The sequence below is a fragment of the Streptococcus sp. CF7_Ac1-8 genome (assembly GCF_024295435.1).
In the GTDB taxonomy this organism is placed as follows: Bacteria; Bacillota; Bacilli; order Lactobacillales; family Streptococcaceae; genus Streptococcus; species Streptococcus mitis_AP.
The window spans coordinates 54,000-69,994 of the sequence record NZ_JANCPI010000003.1; the positions used below are offsets into that span (position 1 = coordinate 54,000).

A 15,995-nucleotide genomic window follows, 5' to 3' on the forward strand; every position below is an offset into this window, starting at 1 on the left:
AGTTGGGAAAAATAGGTAAGAATTTAGAATGAACTTAAAAACCAGCATGACTAGATGAAGACAGGCTGGTTATCAATTTATCAATATTGGAGAGGTGTCAATTGCCCTTCATAGGTTGCATAAACTCCGTCATTAGCTTGTTTGATAGATGTGATGTTTAGAGTGCCACCGTAGTTGGCTTCTCGTTTGTCGCTATATTCACTATAAGTTATCCTATTGGGCAGGTTCTGGTCGTTAGCATAGTATTGAACGACTGTTTTTTTATAGCCTTGCTGGCTGAATAGGAACAGGCAGCTAACTCCTAACACTAGGAGAGCAAAGATAGAAATACCAGTTTTTTTCATAGGATACTCCTTTGTAAAATAACGTCATTCAATTATATTGACTTGAATGAAAAAGTGATAATCATAGGGAGTTAAATTATATTTAGATTACAATATGGTTTCCGTTCTTCTGTCTCTCCTTCTATCACCTAAATAGAAAATCTAACTGTATAACATATTATAAAAAAACATTTCAGAATTGTCAATCAATTCTGAATTATTTTTTTCTTATTCTGTTCTAAGGATTAAAGAAGGGACTTTCGAAATTGTTGGGGATAAAAAGCCAGAGTAAGTCTTAGTAATTTCTTCCAATGAACTTGATTTAGATAAATTTGATTGGAAAGAATTTGAGCCGTTCAACTAGTGCTAGATGAAATTTAAAACTAAGCTAGATTCTGACATCATTGAATAGCAGTATACAAAAACCAAGGATAAAAAAATTACTTGGTTTTTTACTTGCTAGAAAAAGGTATTGAAAGTCTTTTTATGTTGGTTTATTGGTCTTGAGAATGGCTTCCCAATGGCTGCCAGGATCGACAACGATGAGATGCTTTTCTCCTTCTAAGTAATAGGTGTTTTCATAGGCAACAGGATTCACAGTTTTATGGATTTTCATACTAGCTCCAATCTCAAAGAATGTACTAAATTAAGTATAGCACAGTTGGGGAGAATAAGCATAAAAAGGAAATAATTCTAGAAAGAAGGATATGGTTTGGATAAGAAAAATAAGCCCCGAATGAGTTCGAGGCTTAGACTGCTTTAATTCCCTGCGTAATATTTTTGGATTCCCTTGATAATCCCTTCAACCAGTTTATCTTGGTAGTCACTACTGCGGATTTTTTGGTTTTCTTCTGGATTATCCATATATCCCATCTCTAGCAAAACAGCTGGTTTGGCTGTTTCGCGAAGAACAGCAAAGGTTGCTTGCAAGAGCCCAGCATCCCTAGCTCCAGTTTCAGCCAGTAGTGAAGAATGGATATCAGCTGCGAGACGATTACTTTCACTCATCCGTTCAGGATTGTTGTGCCAATCCTTGTTAATCTTGCTAGGGAAACCAGGTTCATCCTTGTAAGAATAGGTCTGGATACCTAGGTTAACGGTTGTATCATTTCCTTTTGCATTGAAATGAAGGCTAATGAAAAAGTCAGCATTGGTCTTGTTGACCATACGAGAACGCTCGGTAATGAAATCAACGTCTATATCACTATCTCGAGAGGTGAGAACGGTATAGCCGAGTCCTTCTAATCTCTTACGTAGCTTACGATAAACTTGTAGGTTCAATTCTTTTTCAGCTATGCCATAGTAATAAGCCCCGCGATCCTTACCACCGTGACCTGGATCGAGAAAGATAGTTTTAGAGTAATGTCCTTTTTGAAAACCTTGTGCTACTTCACGAACCCATTTTCCATTCCCTAGGAAGAGCTGGTTTTTACCATCCACAGCATAGGTACCTGTAACATAGACACCATCGTCCTTAAGATAGTACCAAGCTTGATAGTCTGAGTCATAAATCCATTCCTTATGGGCCATGTAGCCACCAGATTTAAGATAGTAGGAACCAATCCATTGTTTTTGAGCATAGCGTCCGCCAGATTTGAGGTAAAACCAACTAGAGTAGCCTTGGTCGTAGACCCATTCCTTATCTGCCATAGCTCCGCTGGATTTGAGGTAGTAATCGCCTTTCCAGACATTGGCCAACATTCTACCGTAGCCATCAAAAGCATACCACTTGCCATTGATTTGGCTCCATTGGTTGGATAAATATTTACCTGAACCATTGATATAGTACCAATTATTTCCCATTTGGTACCAAGTGTTTTCAAGCAAGTAGCCATGACTATCAAAGAAATAACCATCATAGAGAGTATCTATAAATTTGACCCCAGTTTGACTGTAAAACGTCCACTTGTTCCCCTCTTTTACCCAGCCAGTTTGTATAGGTTGATTAGGTTTGGTTTCCGTAGAAAGAGAAGGTTTGCTTTCTTGCTCACTTGAACTAGCTGTACTTGTCGAAGTTTCTGTACTAGCTTGAGAATTGCTGGCAGAAGTAGTTGTAGAACTACTAATATGGTTACTAATAGAATGACTCGTATCATCAGCCGAAACGACTTGACTGGATAAGCCAAGAACAGCCAAAGCTAAAAGTGTCAGTCCTTTGTGTGATTTCATATGAGATACCTTTCTAGAGAGATGAAAATTCAGTAATTATCGTAAAAAAAACTGTTCATATTACCATTATACACTAAAAAAGTTAGAAAATTACCAAAATATCAAATCTTTTCTTATTGAAAAAGAAGAAAGTATTTTCATTTTACTAACTTTTAACGCAGACAATATCAAAACAAAGTTAGATGAAGAACTATATAAATTTGTTGTTTTAGTGTGAATATTATTTTATCCTCCTTCCCAACAAACTGAATAAGCTTTAGAATCCTCTTTTTCTAGTTTTCATATTCTTAAAAAAGTGATAAAATGGTAGGAAGAATTGGAGAGTAGAGATGCCAAAAGAAGTGAATTTAACAGGCGATGAAGTTGTCGCTTTAACACAGAAATATTTATCGGAAGAAGATGTGGCTTTTGTCCATAAGGCCTTGGTTTACGCCGTTGAATGCCATAGTGGTCAATATCGCAAATCAGGTGAGCCTTATATCATTCACCCCATCCAAGTGGCAGGTATTTTAGCTAAGCTCAAGTTGGATGCTGTAACAGTAGCTTGTGGTTTCTTGCATGATGTGGTGGAAGATACTGATGCGACCTTGGACGATTTGGAAAGAGAGTTTGGTCCTGATGTGCGGGTAATCGTAGATGGGGTTACCAAGCTTGGTAAAGTTAAATACAAGTCTCACGAAGAGCAGTTGGCTGAAAACCACCGCAAGATGCTCATGGCCATGTCTGAGGACATCCGCGTTATCTTGGTCAAACTGTCTGACCGCTTGCACAATATGCGGACCCTGAAACACCTTCGAAAAGACAAGCAGGAGCGTATTTCCAAAGAAACAATGGAAATTTATGCCCCGCTTGCCCATCGTTTGGGGATTTCCAGTGTCAAATGGGAATTGGAAGACCTATCTTTCCGTTATCTCAATCCAACGGAGTTTTACAAGATTACCCATATGATGAAGGAAAAACGCAGAGAGCGTGAAGCCTTGGTGGATGAGGTGGTCACAAAATTAGAGGAATATACGACAGATCGTCATCTAAATGGAAAGATTTACGGTCGTCCCAAGCATATTTACTCGATTTTCCGCAAAATGCAGGATAAGAGAAAACGGTTTGAGGAAATCTATGACCTGATTGCCATTCGTTGTATTTTGGATACCCAAAGTGATGTTTATGCCATGCTGGGTTACGTGCATGAGCTTTGGAAACCCATGCCTGGTCGCTTTAAAGACTATATCGCTAACCGTAAGGCCAATGGTTACCAGTCTATCCATACGACTGTCTATGGGCCAAAAGGGCCGATTGAATTCCAGATTCGGACCAAGGCCATGCATGAGGTGGCTGAGTACGGGGTTGCGGCTCACTGGGCTTATAAGAAGGGCATCAAGGGGCAGGTTAACAGCAAGGAATCAGCCATTGGGATGAACTGGATCAAGGAGATGATGGAGCTCCAAGACCAGGCTGATGATGCCAAGGAATTTGTCGATTCAGTTAAGGAAAACTATCTGGCTGAGGAGATTTATGTCTTTACCCCAGATGGAGCTGTTCGTTCCCTTCCAAAAGATTCAGGACCGATTGACTTTGCCTACGAAATTCATACAAAAGTCGGGGAAAAAGCAACTGGTGCCAAGGTCAATGGCCGCATGGTTCCGCTGACAACTAAGCTCAAAACAGGGGATCAGGTTGAAATTGTCACTAACCCCAACTCCTTTGGGCCGAGCCGTGACTGGCTCAATATGGTTAAGACCAGCAAGGCGCGTAACAAGATTCGTCAGTTCTTTAAAAACCAAGATAAGGAATTGTCAGTCAACAAGGGTCGTGAAATGTTGATGGCCCAGTTCCAAGAAAATGGCTATGTGGCCAATAAATTCATGGACAAGCGTCATATGGACCAAGTCCTGCAAAAGACCAGCTACAAGACAGAAGAATCCCTCTTTGCGGCTATTGGTTTTGGAGAAATCGGTGCTATTACCGTCTTTAACCGTCTGACTGAAAAGGAACGCCGTGAGGAAGAGCGTGCCAAGGCCAAGGCGGAAGCAGAGGAACTTGTCAAAGGTGGCGAGATCAAGGTTGAAAATAAAGAAACCCTCAAGGTCAAGCATGAGGGTGGTGTGGTCATTGAAGGTGCCTCAGGACTCCTAGTGCGGATTGCCAAGTGTTGTAATCCAGTTCCTGGTGATGATATTGTTGGCTATATTACCAAGGGTCGTGGTGTAGCTATTCACCGTGTGGACTGTATGAACCTGCGTGCCCAAGAAAACTACGAGCAACGTCTCCTTGATGTGGAATGGGAAGACCAGTACTCTAGCTCAAATAAGGAGTATATGGCTCATATCGATATTTATGGCCTCAACCGTACAGGTCTCTTAAATGATGTTCTGCAAGTTCTTTCAAACACAACTAAGAATATCTCAACAGTCAACGCTCAACCAACCAAGGATATGAAATTTGCTAATATCCATGTGTCCTTCGGCATTGCCAACCTCTCGACGCTGACTACGGTTGTGGACAAGATCAAGAGCGTGCCAGAGGTTTATTCTGTCAAACGGACCAACGGCTAATTGTCCTAGCTCTTACTAGAAAGGCTATTATGAAAATCATTATCCAACGGGTTAAAAAAGCCCAAGTCAGTATCGAAGGTCAGGTTCAGGGAAAAATCAATCAGGGGCTCTTATTGCTGGTTGGTGTTGGACCAGAGGACCAAGAGGAAGATTTGGACTATGCTGTGAGAAAGCTTGTCAACATGCGGATTTTTTCAGACGCAGAAGGCAAGATGAACCTGTCTGTCAAAGATATTGAAGGAGAAATCCTCTCTATTTCTCAGTTTACCCTCTTTGCGGATACCAAGAAAGGCAATCGTCCAGCCTTTACAGGGGCAGCCAAGCCTGATATGGCATCAGACTTCTATGATGCATTCAATCAAAAATTAGCGCAAGAAGTATCCATTCAGACAGGCATCTTTGGAGCGGATATGCAGGTTGAGCTGGTCAATGACGGACCAGTCACCATTATCCTAGATACTAAAAATAGATAAGAAAACCAAGCCCAACCGGCTTGGTTTTTCTTATCTATCATAAAATACTCCAAAATGAAATCGGTTCTTGATAGGCTTTTGGGAAGTCTCTTTTCAGGCTTTGGCTTATGCGATAGGAGGGGATGAGGTGTCCTAGGATGAGGAGAGTTCCCTGAAGGAAAAGTGGGATACCACTTAAACATATCAAGGAGAGAATGATCAGGCTATCCCATAGGAGGATTTGTAAGGCAAAACGCCAGAATCTTGGTCTAATCTGGGAATAGAGGTGACTAAAGTGGTCACAAAGCTGGTTAGAAAGATAGGTCAATAGCACAGGATGAAAGAAAATGAGCCAACCGCTATAAATCAGAATCCAGTCCCAAGTAAGCCCCTCTTTAAATGTCAAAAATGCCAGCATGATTCCATCAATAACAAGGAGCTCAATGGTTTTGATAAAGATGATTTTTCTCATGCTAAAACCTCCTTTTCCTTAGAGGCACTCCCATAAAGAGATATGTTTGTTGTAAAAGTCTAGATAGTTTTCTCTTAGGTAGTCCGCCGTCATATAATATAAAGTAGAATGACAAGCAGTGACGATTGGCATAAGAGTGGGAAATCGCTGAGAACTAACGAAGGCTAAAAGGATAAAAAATAGAAAATCAATGGTGAGAACTCCTAAATAGTAGAAGCGAATCTTTTTATTGATTTGAGGATAAATCTCAGCGAATTGATGATTGAGTCGGACGACCAAGCGAAATAGCAGGAGTCCTTGAGCAAGGAGGAAAATAAAACCAGTGAGCAGGAGCCATTCTAAAGCTGTCTCAGGTCTAGTGCTAAAAAATGCAAATAGTAGCAAATCAATGACTACAATTGCTACAAAATGGATTCTAAAGAGTTTTTTCATAAGATGACCTCCCTCTTTTATCTAGCTTCATTCTACTCCAAAAGAATGGAAGTTACAACTAAAATGATAAAAAATTTTAGTAAGGAGATTCTATTAGATTTCTTTATTTGAGTTTCCTCCTATTGTTCCACTTCTTCATCATTCCAGACAAATAAAGCTCCGATTGCATTGAGGATATAAAAGATGTATTTTCCGATATTGGCGAAGTTTCCTTGAATGCCAGCCTTTGTCAGCTGAACGAAATTGTAAATCAACCAAAAGCCCCACTGAGTTGTTAGTTTCAATGCATTCAAAGCATTGGCAATGAGGGACAGTGCAAAGGCAATAGTTGTCACGTAGGCAAGGAGATTCATCTTTCCTCCATAGCCGATATAGTTGGTCACAAAGGCAAAGAGGAAGGAGATGATGGAAATGATGATGGCCGCCAATTTTACCTGTTTTTGGCTCATTTGGTTGGGTCTGCCTTCTTGCGAAGCTTCCCATTTTTTAATAGCAAAGGTATAAATGAGGAAGGTGACAGGATAGGTGATAATGGCCGCCTTATTTCCAAGGATATAATCAATGGTACCAGATAAAATCGTATTGACAATACCAAAGTAATTTCCCCATTTGCTTAATTTTCCCGTGAAACGAGTGGACAACATGGAAATCCCAACGTTGGTTACGGAAATCAATCCAAAGGGAACAAGAGCTGTCCATGGGCCCCAGTCTACGAATTTGTCGAGACGGGAGTTGAGGTAACCAGATGCAATCGCAATCCCAACGACCAGAGCAACTCCAAAGAGGTCAAACCATTTAGATGTCGCAAAAATTTTTAGTGATTTTTTCATAGGTTAAACTATCTTTCTTTTTTTTTTAACAAATATTCTACAACTAAATGAAAGCAAAATCAAATGATAAAAATAAAACCCTGAAAATCAAACTTTCAGGGTTGGTAGGGGACTTGAGAAATTAGTTGATTTTCTCGACATAGAGTTGTTTGGCAATGTCCATACCTACTTGTAAATCCTCGTCTTTACTAAGGATAGTGAAGGTATTGCTGAAGCCATCAAACTGCTGGACTTGGAGATGGTCACCGATGTGAAGTGAGTGCTTATCCAAATAATTGAGAATGTCAAAACTATCGTGCACACGAGTCAGGCGGTAGGCGCCAGCTTCCTTGATGTCAGCTAGTGGCAGGTTATTGATTTCAACTAAGAGTTCTCCCTTGGTAGGAATGGTTCCTCCGTGGGGGCAGGTTTTGGGGAATCCAAGTAGTTTATCCAGTCTTTCCACGAACAGGTCAGAGACAGTATGTTCCAAGACCTCAGCTTCCTCGTGAATCTGGTCACTTGTATAGTCTAAATGATGGACTAGAAAAACTTCAATCAAGCGGTGCTTACGATAGAGCTCAGAGACCAATTTGAGGCCGAGGTCAGTCAGTAGATAGCCACATTCCTTGTCCTTGAGAATGAGATTTTCACTCTTCATCCGTTTAATCATTTCAGTTACGGCAGGGGGAGAGACTTGCATACGAGCCGCAATTTCCTTGTTGGTAATTTTATGCAGGTCTATGCCAATTTCATAAATACATTTTAGATAGTCTTCTTTATTCGGGGTCATTCGCTTCCTCTTGTCTAATATCTTTATCTAGTATATCAAAAAAAGCTAGATTTCTCTAGCTGTGACTTTTTATGTTATACTTATTGCAAGAGAAAAAACGAGGAGATGAATATGACGAAAATAGCTCTTCTTTCAGATATTCATGGAAATACTACAGCCTTGGAGGCTGTTTTGGCAGATGCTCGGCAGCTAGGAGTGGATGAATACTGGCTTTTGGGAGACATTCTCATGCCAGGGACAGGACGTAGAAGGATTTTGGACTTGTTGGCTGATCTACCGATTACGGCTAGAGTTTTGGGAAACTGGGAAGACAGTCTTTGGCATGGTGTCCGCAAGGAATTGGATAGTACTCGTCCCAGTCAACGCTATCTCTTGCGCCAGTGCCAGTATGTTTTAGAGGAAATATCCCTAGAAGAAATTGAACTGCTCCACAATCAACCACTCCAGATTCATCGTCAGTTTGGTGATTTGACGGTAGGAATTAGCCATCATCTGCCTGATAAGAACTGGGGGAGAGAGTTGATTCATACTGGAGCGCAAGAGGATTTTGACCGCTTGGTGACCAATCCGCCTTGTGATATTGCTGTTTATGGTCATATTCACCAGCAGTTGCTTCGTTACGGGACAGGTGGGCAATTGATTGTCAATCCGGGTTCGATTGGCCAGCCTTTCTTTCTAGATGCCCAGTTGCGGAAGGACTTGCGGGCCCAGTATATGATTTTAGAGTTTGATGGCAAGGGCTTGGTAGATATGGACTTCCGACGGGTAGACTACGATGTGGCAGCTGAATTGCAACTGGCTAAAGATCTCAAACTTCCCTATTTTGAGGTTTATTATGAAAGTCTGGTCAATGGTATCCATCATACTCATCATCAGGAATTTTTGAGAGAATTGGCCCAGAAAGAGGGCTACGATAGGGAGTTAGATACCTGGTTGAAAAGTGGTAACGATTGACATTACAACTGAAAAGGGTATAATAAAAGAAAAAGAAGAGTAGAGGTAGGATAGCCTCGTAAAAGGAGAAGAGGATGCAAATTCCAAGTAGATTTACCATTGCGACTCATATGCTGATTATTATCGCTCTCAAGGGGAAAGAAAGCAAGGTGACCAGTGATTTTCTGGCTGCTAGTGTCGGGGTCAATCCTGTCATTATCAGAAAAACCTTGTCCCAGTTGAAGAAGGCAGAGTTGATTTCAGTAGCGCGAGGAACAGGGGGAACAGAGATTGTCAAGGATCTCAAGGACATTAGTCTCTTAGATGTTTATCAAGCGGTTGAGTGTCTTGGTAAGACAGGTCAACTCTTTAGTTTTCATGACAATCCAAATCCAAATTGCCCAGTCGGAGCTCATATTCATGATGTTTTGGATCAAAAATTGGAGAGAATCCAGCTGGCTATGGAGGCTGAGCTTGGTCAGACCAGTCTAGAGCAAGTCGTAGCTGATGCAGAGAGTCAAATGAAGGATTAAGAGGGATAGATGCCCTCTTTTTTACACCGGATAATTATGATAAAATGTAGTTATTAAAGGAGGAAGAAATGTATCTCGTTATAGGAATTGTATTAGCCTTTATAGTGTCATTTTGGAAAGATAACAGAAGTTTGTGGAATCCAGTATTATTTTTATTATCCCTCATTTCAAGTTATATTTCTCTATCCCACCTTTTTTATAAAAATGGGTATGAGAATGTTCAGTTAGCTTTTTATGTAGTTGCCTTTGTTTTACTCCCGTTTCTGATTTTTTTGAGTGGTATCTTTCTAATCTATAATGGTGTTATCCTGCTGAAGCGAGAGGGACGTTCAAAAGCCAATTATCTCTCAACGCTTTTTGGAATAGTCATTTTGGTATTTTTTCCCTTGATTTCATTTCGATTAGGAAATCGAAATGAATTATTTTATACACATCACTTTCTAAACATTTTATTTGTATTAATCGTTTATTCTTACTTTATTTTTGGTTTTGCTTTCGTGGGTTTTATGTTGTACTCTATTTTATATCTCTTTATTCCTAAGAAGAAGCATTATGATTTTATTATCATTCACGGTGCTGGTTTATTAGGCGGAGAAAAGGTAACACCTTTGCTAAAGAGGAGAATTGATAAGGCAGTAGAAGCTTACCACAAGTCTAAGAATTCTAACATAAAAATTATTGCCAGTGGTGGTCAAGGAGCAGATGAAAAGATTTCTGAAGCGCAGGCTATTTATAACTATATTTTAGAAGAGACAGATGTAAACAAGGAATCTGTTCTTCTTGAAGATAAGTCCAGAACAACCTATGAAAATTTATTGTTTTCAAAAGAAATTGGAGAACAATTGGTTGAAAATCCGTGTTTCCTCTTTGTTACAAATGACTATCATGTCTTTAGAACTAGTACCTATGCTCGTAAGCTAAATATGAAGGGAGATGGACTCGGATGTAGGACAGCCGGCTACTACATACCATCTGCTTTTATTCGGGAGTACGTGGCTCTATGTGTCAAAATGAAATGGCTCTTCCTTGCCTTTTATGTTCCGATATTAGCTATCATTTTACTAGCCTATAAAGGGGTTATTTGGTAGTTAGATTTTATTAAAAAAGACTTAGAATGTACATGAAAATATGTATTCTAGGTCTTTTTTTGTATTCATTTGATTTTTGAAAGGTATTATCTATTTTTCCAGGCTTGGTAACGGGTATCAATCAATAACTGGGTAAGGCGTCCCATAGTTTCCCTTTCTTCTGGAGTGAGGGATTGCGCTTGGACAAAGAGATGATGAATGTGTTCAATAACCTTGAAGGAAGACAAGTCATTGATGGAGCTAATGCCAGCATCAAGAATGGTGCCAAAGAAGAGGTCGAAGTAAAGCTGAAGTTCCTCATCAGGGACTGTGGACACCCATTCTTTGAAGGTCGTGTCGACTTGTTGGCTATCGCTATTGGTCTTATCCAGTTGGACAAAGTGTTTGTTCTCAATTTGCCAGCTAAAAGTATCATGCTGGGCGATACCACCTAAGGCAGTACTTTGAACGATGACTTGGCGGTCAGGAATTTCTAGCATCATACCGATAATAGAACCTTGTGGGATAAAGACCTTGGTTCTATCCATTATTCTTTGATAGCCCTCGCTTTGTGTCAGTTCTTTGTGGAGACCAGGCGCATCAAAGGTATAAACTGCTGTGATCTGATTTTGCAAGCTTTGCTCAATTTGACTAGCAGCATAGATGGCTAGATTTCCTCCCTTGGAATGCCCAGCCAGAATGACCTTTTGCTTAGGATGATGGGCAAAAAAGTTCTTTAAATAGGAGAGGGCGTGCTTTTGAGCAGGAATTTCCTTCATATAAGTCAGGTGGAAATCTTCCTTCCAGCCAATGATACTGTCATCAGTCCCACGAAAGACAATCAGATAGGTGTCGAGAGTGAGGCGGTAGGTCATAGCCGCAAATTGCTTTTGCAGTTCAGTGTCGATGTCGTTGATAAAATGGGAGAGTTTGCAATTCTTGAAGCGTTTGTGTTGAGCCAATTCATCTAACAACTGGAGCCGATTTTTATTGGTCAACATGTTCGATTCTCTTGGAACCTGAGATGCTAGGTCTAAAAGTCGCTGAGGAGTTGTGGAGACCAGATTATCAAAGGAGAGGTAGGTGGTTTCTGTTAAGGATAGAATGTCTAATTCATTCAAAGGTAGGTCGTAAAAGGAATCATGTGCGACATCTTTCAGATAGTCAAAAATATTGGCCATAAGAGCTCCTTTCTTTTTAATTATCTTATCACAATTCCATAGAATTTACTAGTTAGTTTGTATGGTCTCTACATACCAATCTATAATGATATGATTCAGATACATAGAAGACAGTTTGCTTTTATTTCAAACCTCTAAACATACTTGTTTGTATCTGTTTGTCGTCAATCCCATTCTCTTTTAAGAAATTTTTCATCTCATTTATATCATCAGGTTGGCCGGTTAAGAGATAAATAGCTTGGTTGCCGTATTTCACAACCGCATTTTTTAAAAATGCTTGGCTTTGAGAAGAGTTTTCGCTAGTTTTATAAGTTAGATTCGGATTATTCTTACTAAGCTCTCTTAACTCATTATCAAAAATGTTTACTCCTTTGTCTAAATGATTAAGAATGATGGAGCGCTTACCAGCCCACTCTTTCACAACTGGACGTAGAGTAGAAATACCGACATCAGAGGCAAAACAAACCAGTGCTTGGTCATTGTCTTTAACAGATAAAGATGACTCCAGCCACCTCATTTCAATTTTACTACCAGCTGGTAAATGTGTTAAGGTTTCCTTAAACACGCTACCACTATTATGGGTTACAATAAGAATTTCATCCTCATCAGGAGTGGAAGCAAGGGTTAGCCATCGGCTAGCCTGATTTTCCTTTACTGGACTTTTGTCTGGACCAAACGCACTGTCAGGAAGCTTAAACTGAGCAAAGGAGCCAGCTTTCCATATTTGATTTTTTGGTTTTGTGATGTGAACTAAATACAAATCTCCGCTGGGATTTTCAATGGATTTTATCGATAAAGTTTGACTTCGTCCAAGATAGGTAATGATTCCCCAAGATATAAAGCCGAGTACTCCAAGTGTAGTTAGAATAATTATGAACATTTTTTTCCCTCGTTTCATTTTTAACTCCTATAGTGTAGTAATTTTTCATGAATGAATAATATTTTTTTTCATTCAATAATTTCCAAAAAATAAAGAAAAGATTTCTTTATTTAAGTATTCCTTTAATGAAGTTGGTTGCTAGTATTTCTACAGTTTTGCTAATATCTGGAAAATCGTTTTCTGTGATATGCATATCCATGTAGTAAAATAGGTTGTAAACTTGTAAAATATCTTGAATTTTTTCTGGAGAATGGCCTTCAGCCTGTAAACGATGAGTAAAGGTTTTCACGAGAAATTGATGAAATGGATTCGTGACTTTCCCTTCTTCTGAGGAATAGTAGCTATGCAACTCAACTGCTATGGCAGGATTGTACCATTCTGCAAGGATTTTATTGGAAGAAACGAGTGCTCTGGATTGAGCAAAGAGTTGACTAATAAGATCAATCATATCAATTTCCCAATCCAGTTCTTCGATCATAGTTTGGCGAACACGGTTGTTTTCATCAATATAGATATCTAGAAAAATAGCTTCTTTACTTTCGTAATAGTTATAAAAAGATCCGACTGCCATATGAGCTTGTCTAGCAATTTCTGAAATTCCTGTCGCCTTGTATCCTTTTTTTGAAAAAACTTCATAAGCTGCGGATTTCAAAGCCTGTTTTTTGTCCAATTTGATTCACCTCTTTTCTGAATGAATATTAAATCTCGTTCATTCATATCTTAACAAATCTTTTTCAGATTGTCAATCTGAAAGCTAGAGCTTTTTACGGATACCACTCGATAAGGAGCTTTTCAATGTTAGAAGAGTATAGAGTGTCGTTTTAACTACACTCAAGGTTTGGAAGAATAGAGATAAATTTTGGTTAAGGGGATGGATAAAAGAACTGAAATAAAGGTTGAAAAAATTAAAAATAAAAGGGTAGGGCTGGCACTATGTCTGAAAATAAGGTATGATATCAATGGGGTTATTCACTATCTGTTTTTGAGCTGTTGTGACAAGGAAATGTCAAAAAAGTATTAGATACTAAACCCTCTATTTATACTAAAGGATTTAAGACTCATAAAATTAGCAAAGGAGGAGCGCATGCACAAGATTTTACTAGTAGAAGATGATCAGGTTATTCGTCAACAGGTCGGGAAAATGCTATCTGAATGGGGATTTGAAGTGGTCTTGGTAGAAGACTTTATGGAAGTTTTGAGTCTTTTTGTCCAGTCGGAACCTCATTTGGTCCTTATGGATATTGGCTTGCCCTTGTTTAATGGCTATCACTGGTGCCAGGAGATTCGCAAGATTTCCAAGGTGCCGATTATGTTTCTGTCTTCCAGAGACCAGGCTATGGATATTGTTATGGCAATCAATATGGGGGCGGATGATTTTGTGACCAAGCCTTTTGACCAGCAGGTTCTTTTAGCCAAGGTTCAGGGCTTGTTGCGCCGTTCCTATGAGTTTGGGCGTGACGAGAGTTTACTAGAATATGCTGGTGTTATCCTCAATACCAAATCCATGGATTTACATTATCAAGGACAAGTCTTGAATTTGACCAAGAATGAATTCCAGATTTTACGTGTTTTGTTTGAGCATGCGGGCAATATCGTAGCGCGTGACGACCTGATGCGTGAACTTTGGAACAGTGACTTTTTCATTGATGATAATACCCTCTCTGTCAATGTGGCTCGTTTGCGTAAAAAATTGGAAGAGCAGGGCTTGGTAGGATTTATCGAGACCAAGAAAGGGATAGGGTACGGACTGAAGCATGCTTGATTGGAAACAATTTTTTCTAGCCTATCTGCGCTCCCGTAGTCGTCTGTTTGTCTATCTGCTTTCTTTGGCATTTCTGGTTTTGCTCTTTCAGTTTTTATTTGCCAGTTTGGGAATTTACTTTCTCTACTTTTTCCTCTTGTGCTGCTTTGTAACCATCTTATTTTTCACTTGGGACATATTGGTGGAGATGCAGGTCTATCGCAAGGAACTTCTCTACGGAGAGAGGGAAGCCAAATCTCCTTTAGAAATAGCTTTAGCAGAAAAATTAGAAGCGCGTGAGATGGAACTCTATCAGCAAAGGTCAGATGCCGAAAGAAAACTGACGGATTTGCTGGATTACTATACCTTGTGGGTCCATCAGATTAAGACCCCCATTGCAGCCAGTCAGCTCTTAGTTGCAGAAGTAGCCGACCGACAACTGAAGCAGCAATTAGAACAGGAAATTTTCAAGATTGACTCCTATACTAATCTAGTTTTACAGTACCTGCGTTTAGAAAGTTTCCATGATGATTTGGTCTTAAAGCAGGTTCAAATTGAGGATTTGGTCAAGGAAATAATTCGTAAATACGCTCTTTTCTTTATTCAAAAAGGACTAAATGTCAATCTACATGACCTTGATAAAGAAATCGTGACGGATAAGAAGTGGCTGCTAGTTGTCATTGAGCAAATTATTTCAAACAGTCTCAAGTACACCAAGGAAGGTGGTCTGGAGATTTATATGGAAGGGCAAGAACTCTGTATCAAGGATACAGGAATAGGGATAAAAAACAGTGATGTCCTCCGAGTCTTTGAACGTGGATTTTCAGGATATAATGGCCGCCTAACCCAGCAGTCATCTGGACTTGGACTTTACCTATCTAAGAAAATTTCTGAAGAACTGGGGCACCAGATTCGTATCGAGTCTGAGGTCGGAAAAGGAACGATAGTACGGATTCAGTTTGCTGACATGAATCTAATAATTGAGTGAGCATAGACGAAAAGAGACTGGGGGAAAACCATTTTTTACAGGGATTGAGTTTTTACACAATCTCTTTTTCCTATATTTCAGGATATTTGAAAATTGTATTTTAGAAAAATAATAATAGAGTTCTTGATACGGGATATAGTATAAATACTGGTTCAAAGTGAAGTTTTGTATGCTTTATACTTTTGTTGAGTATAAAATCTATAAACTAAGGGTGAATTACAAAAATTAATTTGAGATGAAGTGAATTGTAGACTTGGGAAATGTCTCCTATTCGATTTCAGAATGAATCGTTGATACAGGATTAAAAGAACTACAGCTTTCTTTTTATTTTGAATGAGATAGGTGTATATAGATTTGTGTAACTGGTGTAGAACTGTTTCCAAGAATTTATTGAATGTATCGAATACACACATTCTATTGATTTTGAACCAGTTTTTAATTTCTAAATGTTATAATAGTTTTATCAAGTAAAAGGAGACTGCCATGATTGGAGACAATATAAAATTCTTACGAAAATCACATAATCTGATATAACCAGAATTTTCACGGATTGTGGGTGTGTCACGAAATAGCCTAAATCGTTAGAAAAACTGAAAAAGCTTACTTTCAATAGAAGTATTGGAAATATTCATTTTACATCTATCAAAGAAACATGGGATAGACCTATATT

Annotated in this window: 16 protein-coding genes and 1 pseudogene; 7 read left to right on the forward strand and 10 right to left on the reverse strand. The window is 39.2% G+C overall.

Going from position 1 to position 15,995, the window contains the following annotated elements; all coding sequences use genetic code 11:
- Positions 1–80: 80 nt before the first annotated feature.
- The 3 genes and pseudogenes from NMM26_RS02300 to NMM26_RS02310 all read right to left on the reverse strand — a co-directional run bounded on the left by NMM26_RS02300 (position 81) and on the right by NMM26_RS02310 (position 2,492).
- Positions 81–344 carry a hypothetical protein gene (locus NMM26_RS02300; protein WP_000750745.1) on the reverse strand — a complete coding sequence of 88 codons (264 nt, stop codon included), beginning with the start codon at positions 342–344 and terminating at the stop codon, positions 81–83.
- A 478-nt stretch (positions 345–822) separates the two neighbouring features.
- Positions 823–939 (reverse strand): annotated as a pseudogene (locus NMM26_RS02305) (MBL fold metallo-hydrolase); the annotation flags it as partial.
- A 143-nt stretch (positions 940–1,082) separates the two neighbouring features.
- Positions 1,083–2,492, reverse strand: a complete 1,410-nt coding sequence (locus tag NMM26_RS02310; protein WP_000835271.1) for an N-acetylmuramoyl-L-alanine amidase — start codon at positions 2,490–2,492, stop codon at positions 1,083–1,085.
- 329 nt (positions 2,493–2,821) lie between these two features.
- Here NMM26_RS02310 and NMM26_RS02315 point away from each other — a divergent pair, with 329 nt between their 5' ends.
- A complete protein-coding gene (locus tag NMM26_RS02315; RefSeq protein WP_033686835.1) occupies positions 2,822–5,044 on the forward strand; it encodes a bifunctional (p)ppGpp synthetase/guanosine-3',5'-bis(diphosphate) 3'-pyrophosphohydrolase in 2,223 nt (740 codons plus the stop codon).
- A gap of 29 nt (positions 5,045–5,073) precedes the next feature.
- Entirely contained in the window at positions 5,074–5,517 is a 444-nt protein-coding gene (dtd, locus tag NMM26_RS02320) for a D-aminoacyl-tRNA deacylase (protein WP_000691420.1), read from the forward strand.
- Between the two features lie 37 nt (positions 5,518–5,554).
- Here the strand turns inward: dtd and NMM26_RS02325 are convergent, their stop codons facing one another.
- The 4 genes from NMM26_RS02325 to NMM26_RS02340 form a co-directional block, all read right to left on the reverse strand.
- On the reverse strand, positions 5,555–5,968 hold the full coding sequence (locus NMM26_RS02325) for a hypothetical protein (RefSeq protein ID WP_001226105.1): 414 nt from the start codon (positions 5,966–5,968) through the stop codon (positions 5,555–5,557).
- A gap of 18 nt (positions 5,969–5,986) precedes the next feature.
- A complete protein-coding gene (locus NMM26_RS02330; RefSeq protein WP_000732793.1) occupies positions 5,987–6,400 on the reverse strand; it encodes a hypothetical protein in 414 nt (137 codons plus the stop codon).
- A gap of 119 nt (positions 6,401–6,519) precedes the next feature.
- Complete coding sequence (locus tag NMM26_RS02335; protein WP_000749118.1) at positions 6,520–7,230, reverse strand: nicotinamide mononucleotide transporter; 711 nt, start codon at positions 7,228–7,230, stop codon at positions 6,520–6,522.
- 121 nt (positions 7,231–7,351) lie between these two features.
- Complete coding sequence (locus NMM26_RS02340) at positions 7,352–8,002, reverse strand: metal-dependent transcriptional regulator (RefSeq protein ID WP_000188513.1); 651 nt, start codon at positions 8,000–8,002, stop codon at positions 7,352–7,354.
- Between the two features lie 111 nt (positions 8,003–8,113).
- Between NMM26_RS02340 and NMM26_RS02345 the strand changes: the two genes are divergently transcribed.
- The 3 genes from NMM26_RS02345 (at position 8,114) to NMM26_RS02355 (ending at position 10,556) form a co-directional block, all read left to right on the forward strand.
- A complete protein-coding gene (locus tag NMM26_RS02345) occupies positions 8,114–8,956 on the forward strand; it encodes a metallophosphoesterase (RefSeq protein ID WP_000160946.1) in 843 nt (280 codons plus the stop codon).
- A gap of 74 nt (positions 8,957–9,030) precedes the next feature.
- On the forward strand, positions 9,031–9,468 hold the full coding sequence (locus NMM26_RS02350) for an Rrf2 family transcriptional regulator (protein ID WP_001166795.1): 438 nt from the start codon (positions 9,031–9,033) through the stop codon (positions 9,466–9,468).
- A gap of 68 nt (positions 9,469–9,536) precedes the next feature.
- The gene (locus NMM26_RS02355; RefSeq protein WP_000281612.1) at positions 9,537–10,556 is read left to right on the forward strand and encodes a YdcF family protein; all 1,020 of its coding nucleotides are present in this window, start codon (positions 9,537–9,539) and stop codon (positions 10,554–10,556) included.
- Between the two features lie 86 nt (positions 10,557–10,642).
- On the opposite strand, the gene NMM26_RS02360 is transcribed toward NMM26_RS02355, so the two are convergent.
- The 3 genes from NMM26_RS02360 to NMM26_RS02370 all read right to left on the reverse strand — a co-directional run bounded on the left by NMM26_RS02360 (position 10,643) and on the right by NMM26_RS02370 (position 13,266).
- Complete coding sequence (locus NMM26_RS02360) at positions 10,643–11,716, reverse strand: DUF2974 domain-containing protein (protein ID WP_001273805.1); 1,074 nt, start codon at positions 11,714–11,716, stop codon at positions 10,643–10,645.
- Positions 11,717–11,837: 121 nt separating this feature from the next.
- Positions 11,838–12,614, reverse strand: a complete 777-nt coding sequence (locus tag NMM26_RS02365; RefSeq protein ID WP_203213406.1) for a ferredoxin reductase — start codon at positions 12,612–12,614, stop codon at positions 11,838–11,840.
- 88 nt (positions 12,615–12,702) lie between these two features.
- Complete coding sequence (locus tag NMM26_RS02370; protein WP_254753914.1) at positions 12,703–13,266, reverse strand: TetR/AcrR family transcriptional regulator; 564 nt, start codon at positions 13,264–13,266, stop codon at positions 12,703–12,705.
- A 414-nt stretch (positions 13,267–13,680) separates the two neighbouring features.
- Here NMM26_RS02370 and NMM26_RS02375 point away from each other — a divergent pair, with 414 nt between their 5' ends.
- Complete coding sequence (locus NMM26_RS02375; RefSeq protein ID WP_000548991.1) at positions 13,681–14,358, forward strand: response regulator transcription factor; 678 nt, start codon at positions 13,681–13,683, stop codon at positions 14,356–14,358.
- Positions 14,351–15,325: a sensor histidine kinase gene (locus NMM26_RS02380; RefSeq protein ID WP_254753915.1), complete on the forward strand. Its 975-nt coding sequence runs from the start codon at positions 14,351–14,353 to the stop codon at positions 15,323–15,325. Before NMM26_RS02375 ends, NMM26_RS02380 begins: the two co-directional genes overlap by 8 nt.
- Positions 15,326–15,995 lie beyond the last annotated feature (670 nt).

Coding starts and splice junctions, on each gene's coding strand:
- NMM26_RS02300 (WP_000750745.1), bottom strand. CDS start 344: ATGAAAAAAACTGGTATTTCTATCTTTGCTCTCCTAGTGTTAGGAGTT.
- NMM26_RS02310 (WP_000835271.1), bottom strand. CDS start 2,492: ATGAAATCACACAAAGGACTGACACTTTTAGCTTTGGCTGTTCTTGGC.
- NMM26_RS02315 (WP_033686835.1), top strand. CDS start 2,822: ATGCCAAAAGAAGTGAATTTAACAGGCGATGAAGTTGTCGCTTTAACA.
- dtd (WP_000691420.1), top strand. CDS start 5,074: ATGAAAATCATTATCCAACGGGTTAAAAAAGCCCAAGTCAGTATCGAA.
- NMM26_RS02325 (WP_001226105.1), bottom strand. CDS start 5,968: ATGAGAAAAATCATCTTTATCAAAACCATTGAGCTCCTTGTTATTGAT.
- NMM26_RS02330 (WP_000732793.1), bottom strand. CDS start 6,400: ATGAAAAAACTCTTTAGAATCCATTTTGTAGCAATTGTAGTCATTGAT.
- NMM26_RS02335 (WP_000749118.1), bottom strand. CDS start 7,230: ATGAAAAAATCACTAAAAATTTTTGCGACATCTAAATGGTTTGACCTC.
- NMM26_RS02340 (WP_000188513.1), bottom strand. CDS start 8,002: ATGACCCCGAATAAAGAAGACTATCTAAAATGTATTTATGAAATTGGC.
- NMM26_RS02345 (WP_000160946.1), top strand. CDS start 8,114: ATGACGAAAATAGCTCTTCTTTCAGATATTCATGGAAATACTACAGCC.
- NMM26_RS02350 (WP_001166795.1), top strand. CDS start 9,031: ATGCAAATTCCAAGTAGATTTACCATTGCGACTCATATGCTGATTATT.
- NMM26_RS02355 (WP_000281612.1), top strand. CDS start 9,537: ATGTATCTCGTTATAGGAATTGTATTAGCCTTTATAGTGTCATTTTGG.
- NMM26_RS02360 (WP_001273805.1), bottom strand. CDS start 11,716: ATGGCCAATATTTTTGACTATCTGAAAGATGTCGCACATGATTCCTTT.
- NMM26_RS02365 (WP_203213406.1), bottom strand. CDS start 12,614: ATGAAACGAGGGAAAAAAATGTTCATAATTATTCTAACTACACTTGGA.
- NMM26_RS02375 (WP_000548991.1), top strand. CDS start 13,681: ATGCACAAGATTTTACTAGTAGAAGATGATCAGGTTATTCGTCAACAG.
- NMM26_RS02380 (WP_254753915.1), top strand. CDS start 14,351: ATGCTTGATTGGAAACAATTTTTTCTAGCCTATCTGCGCTCCCGTAGT.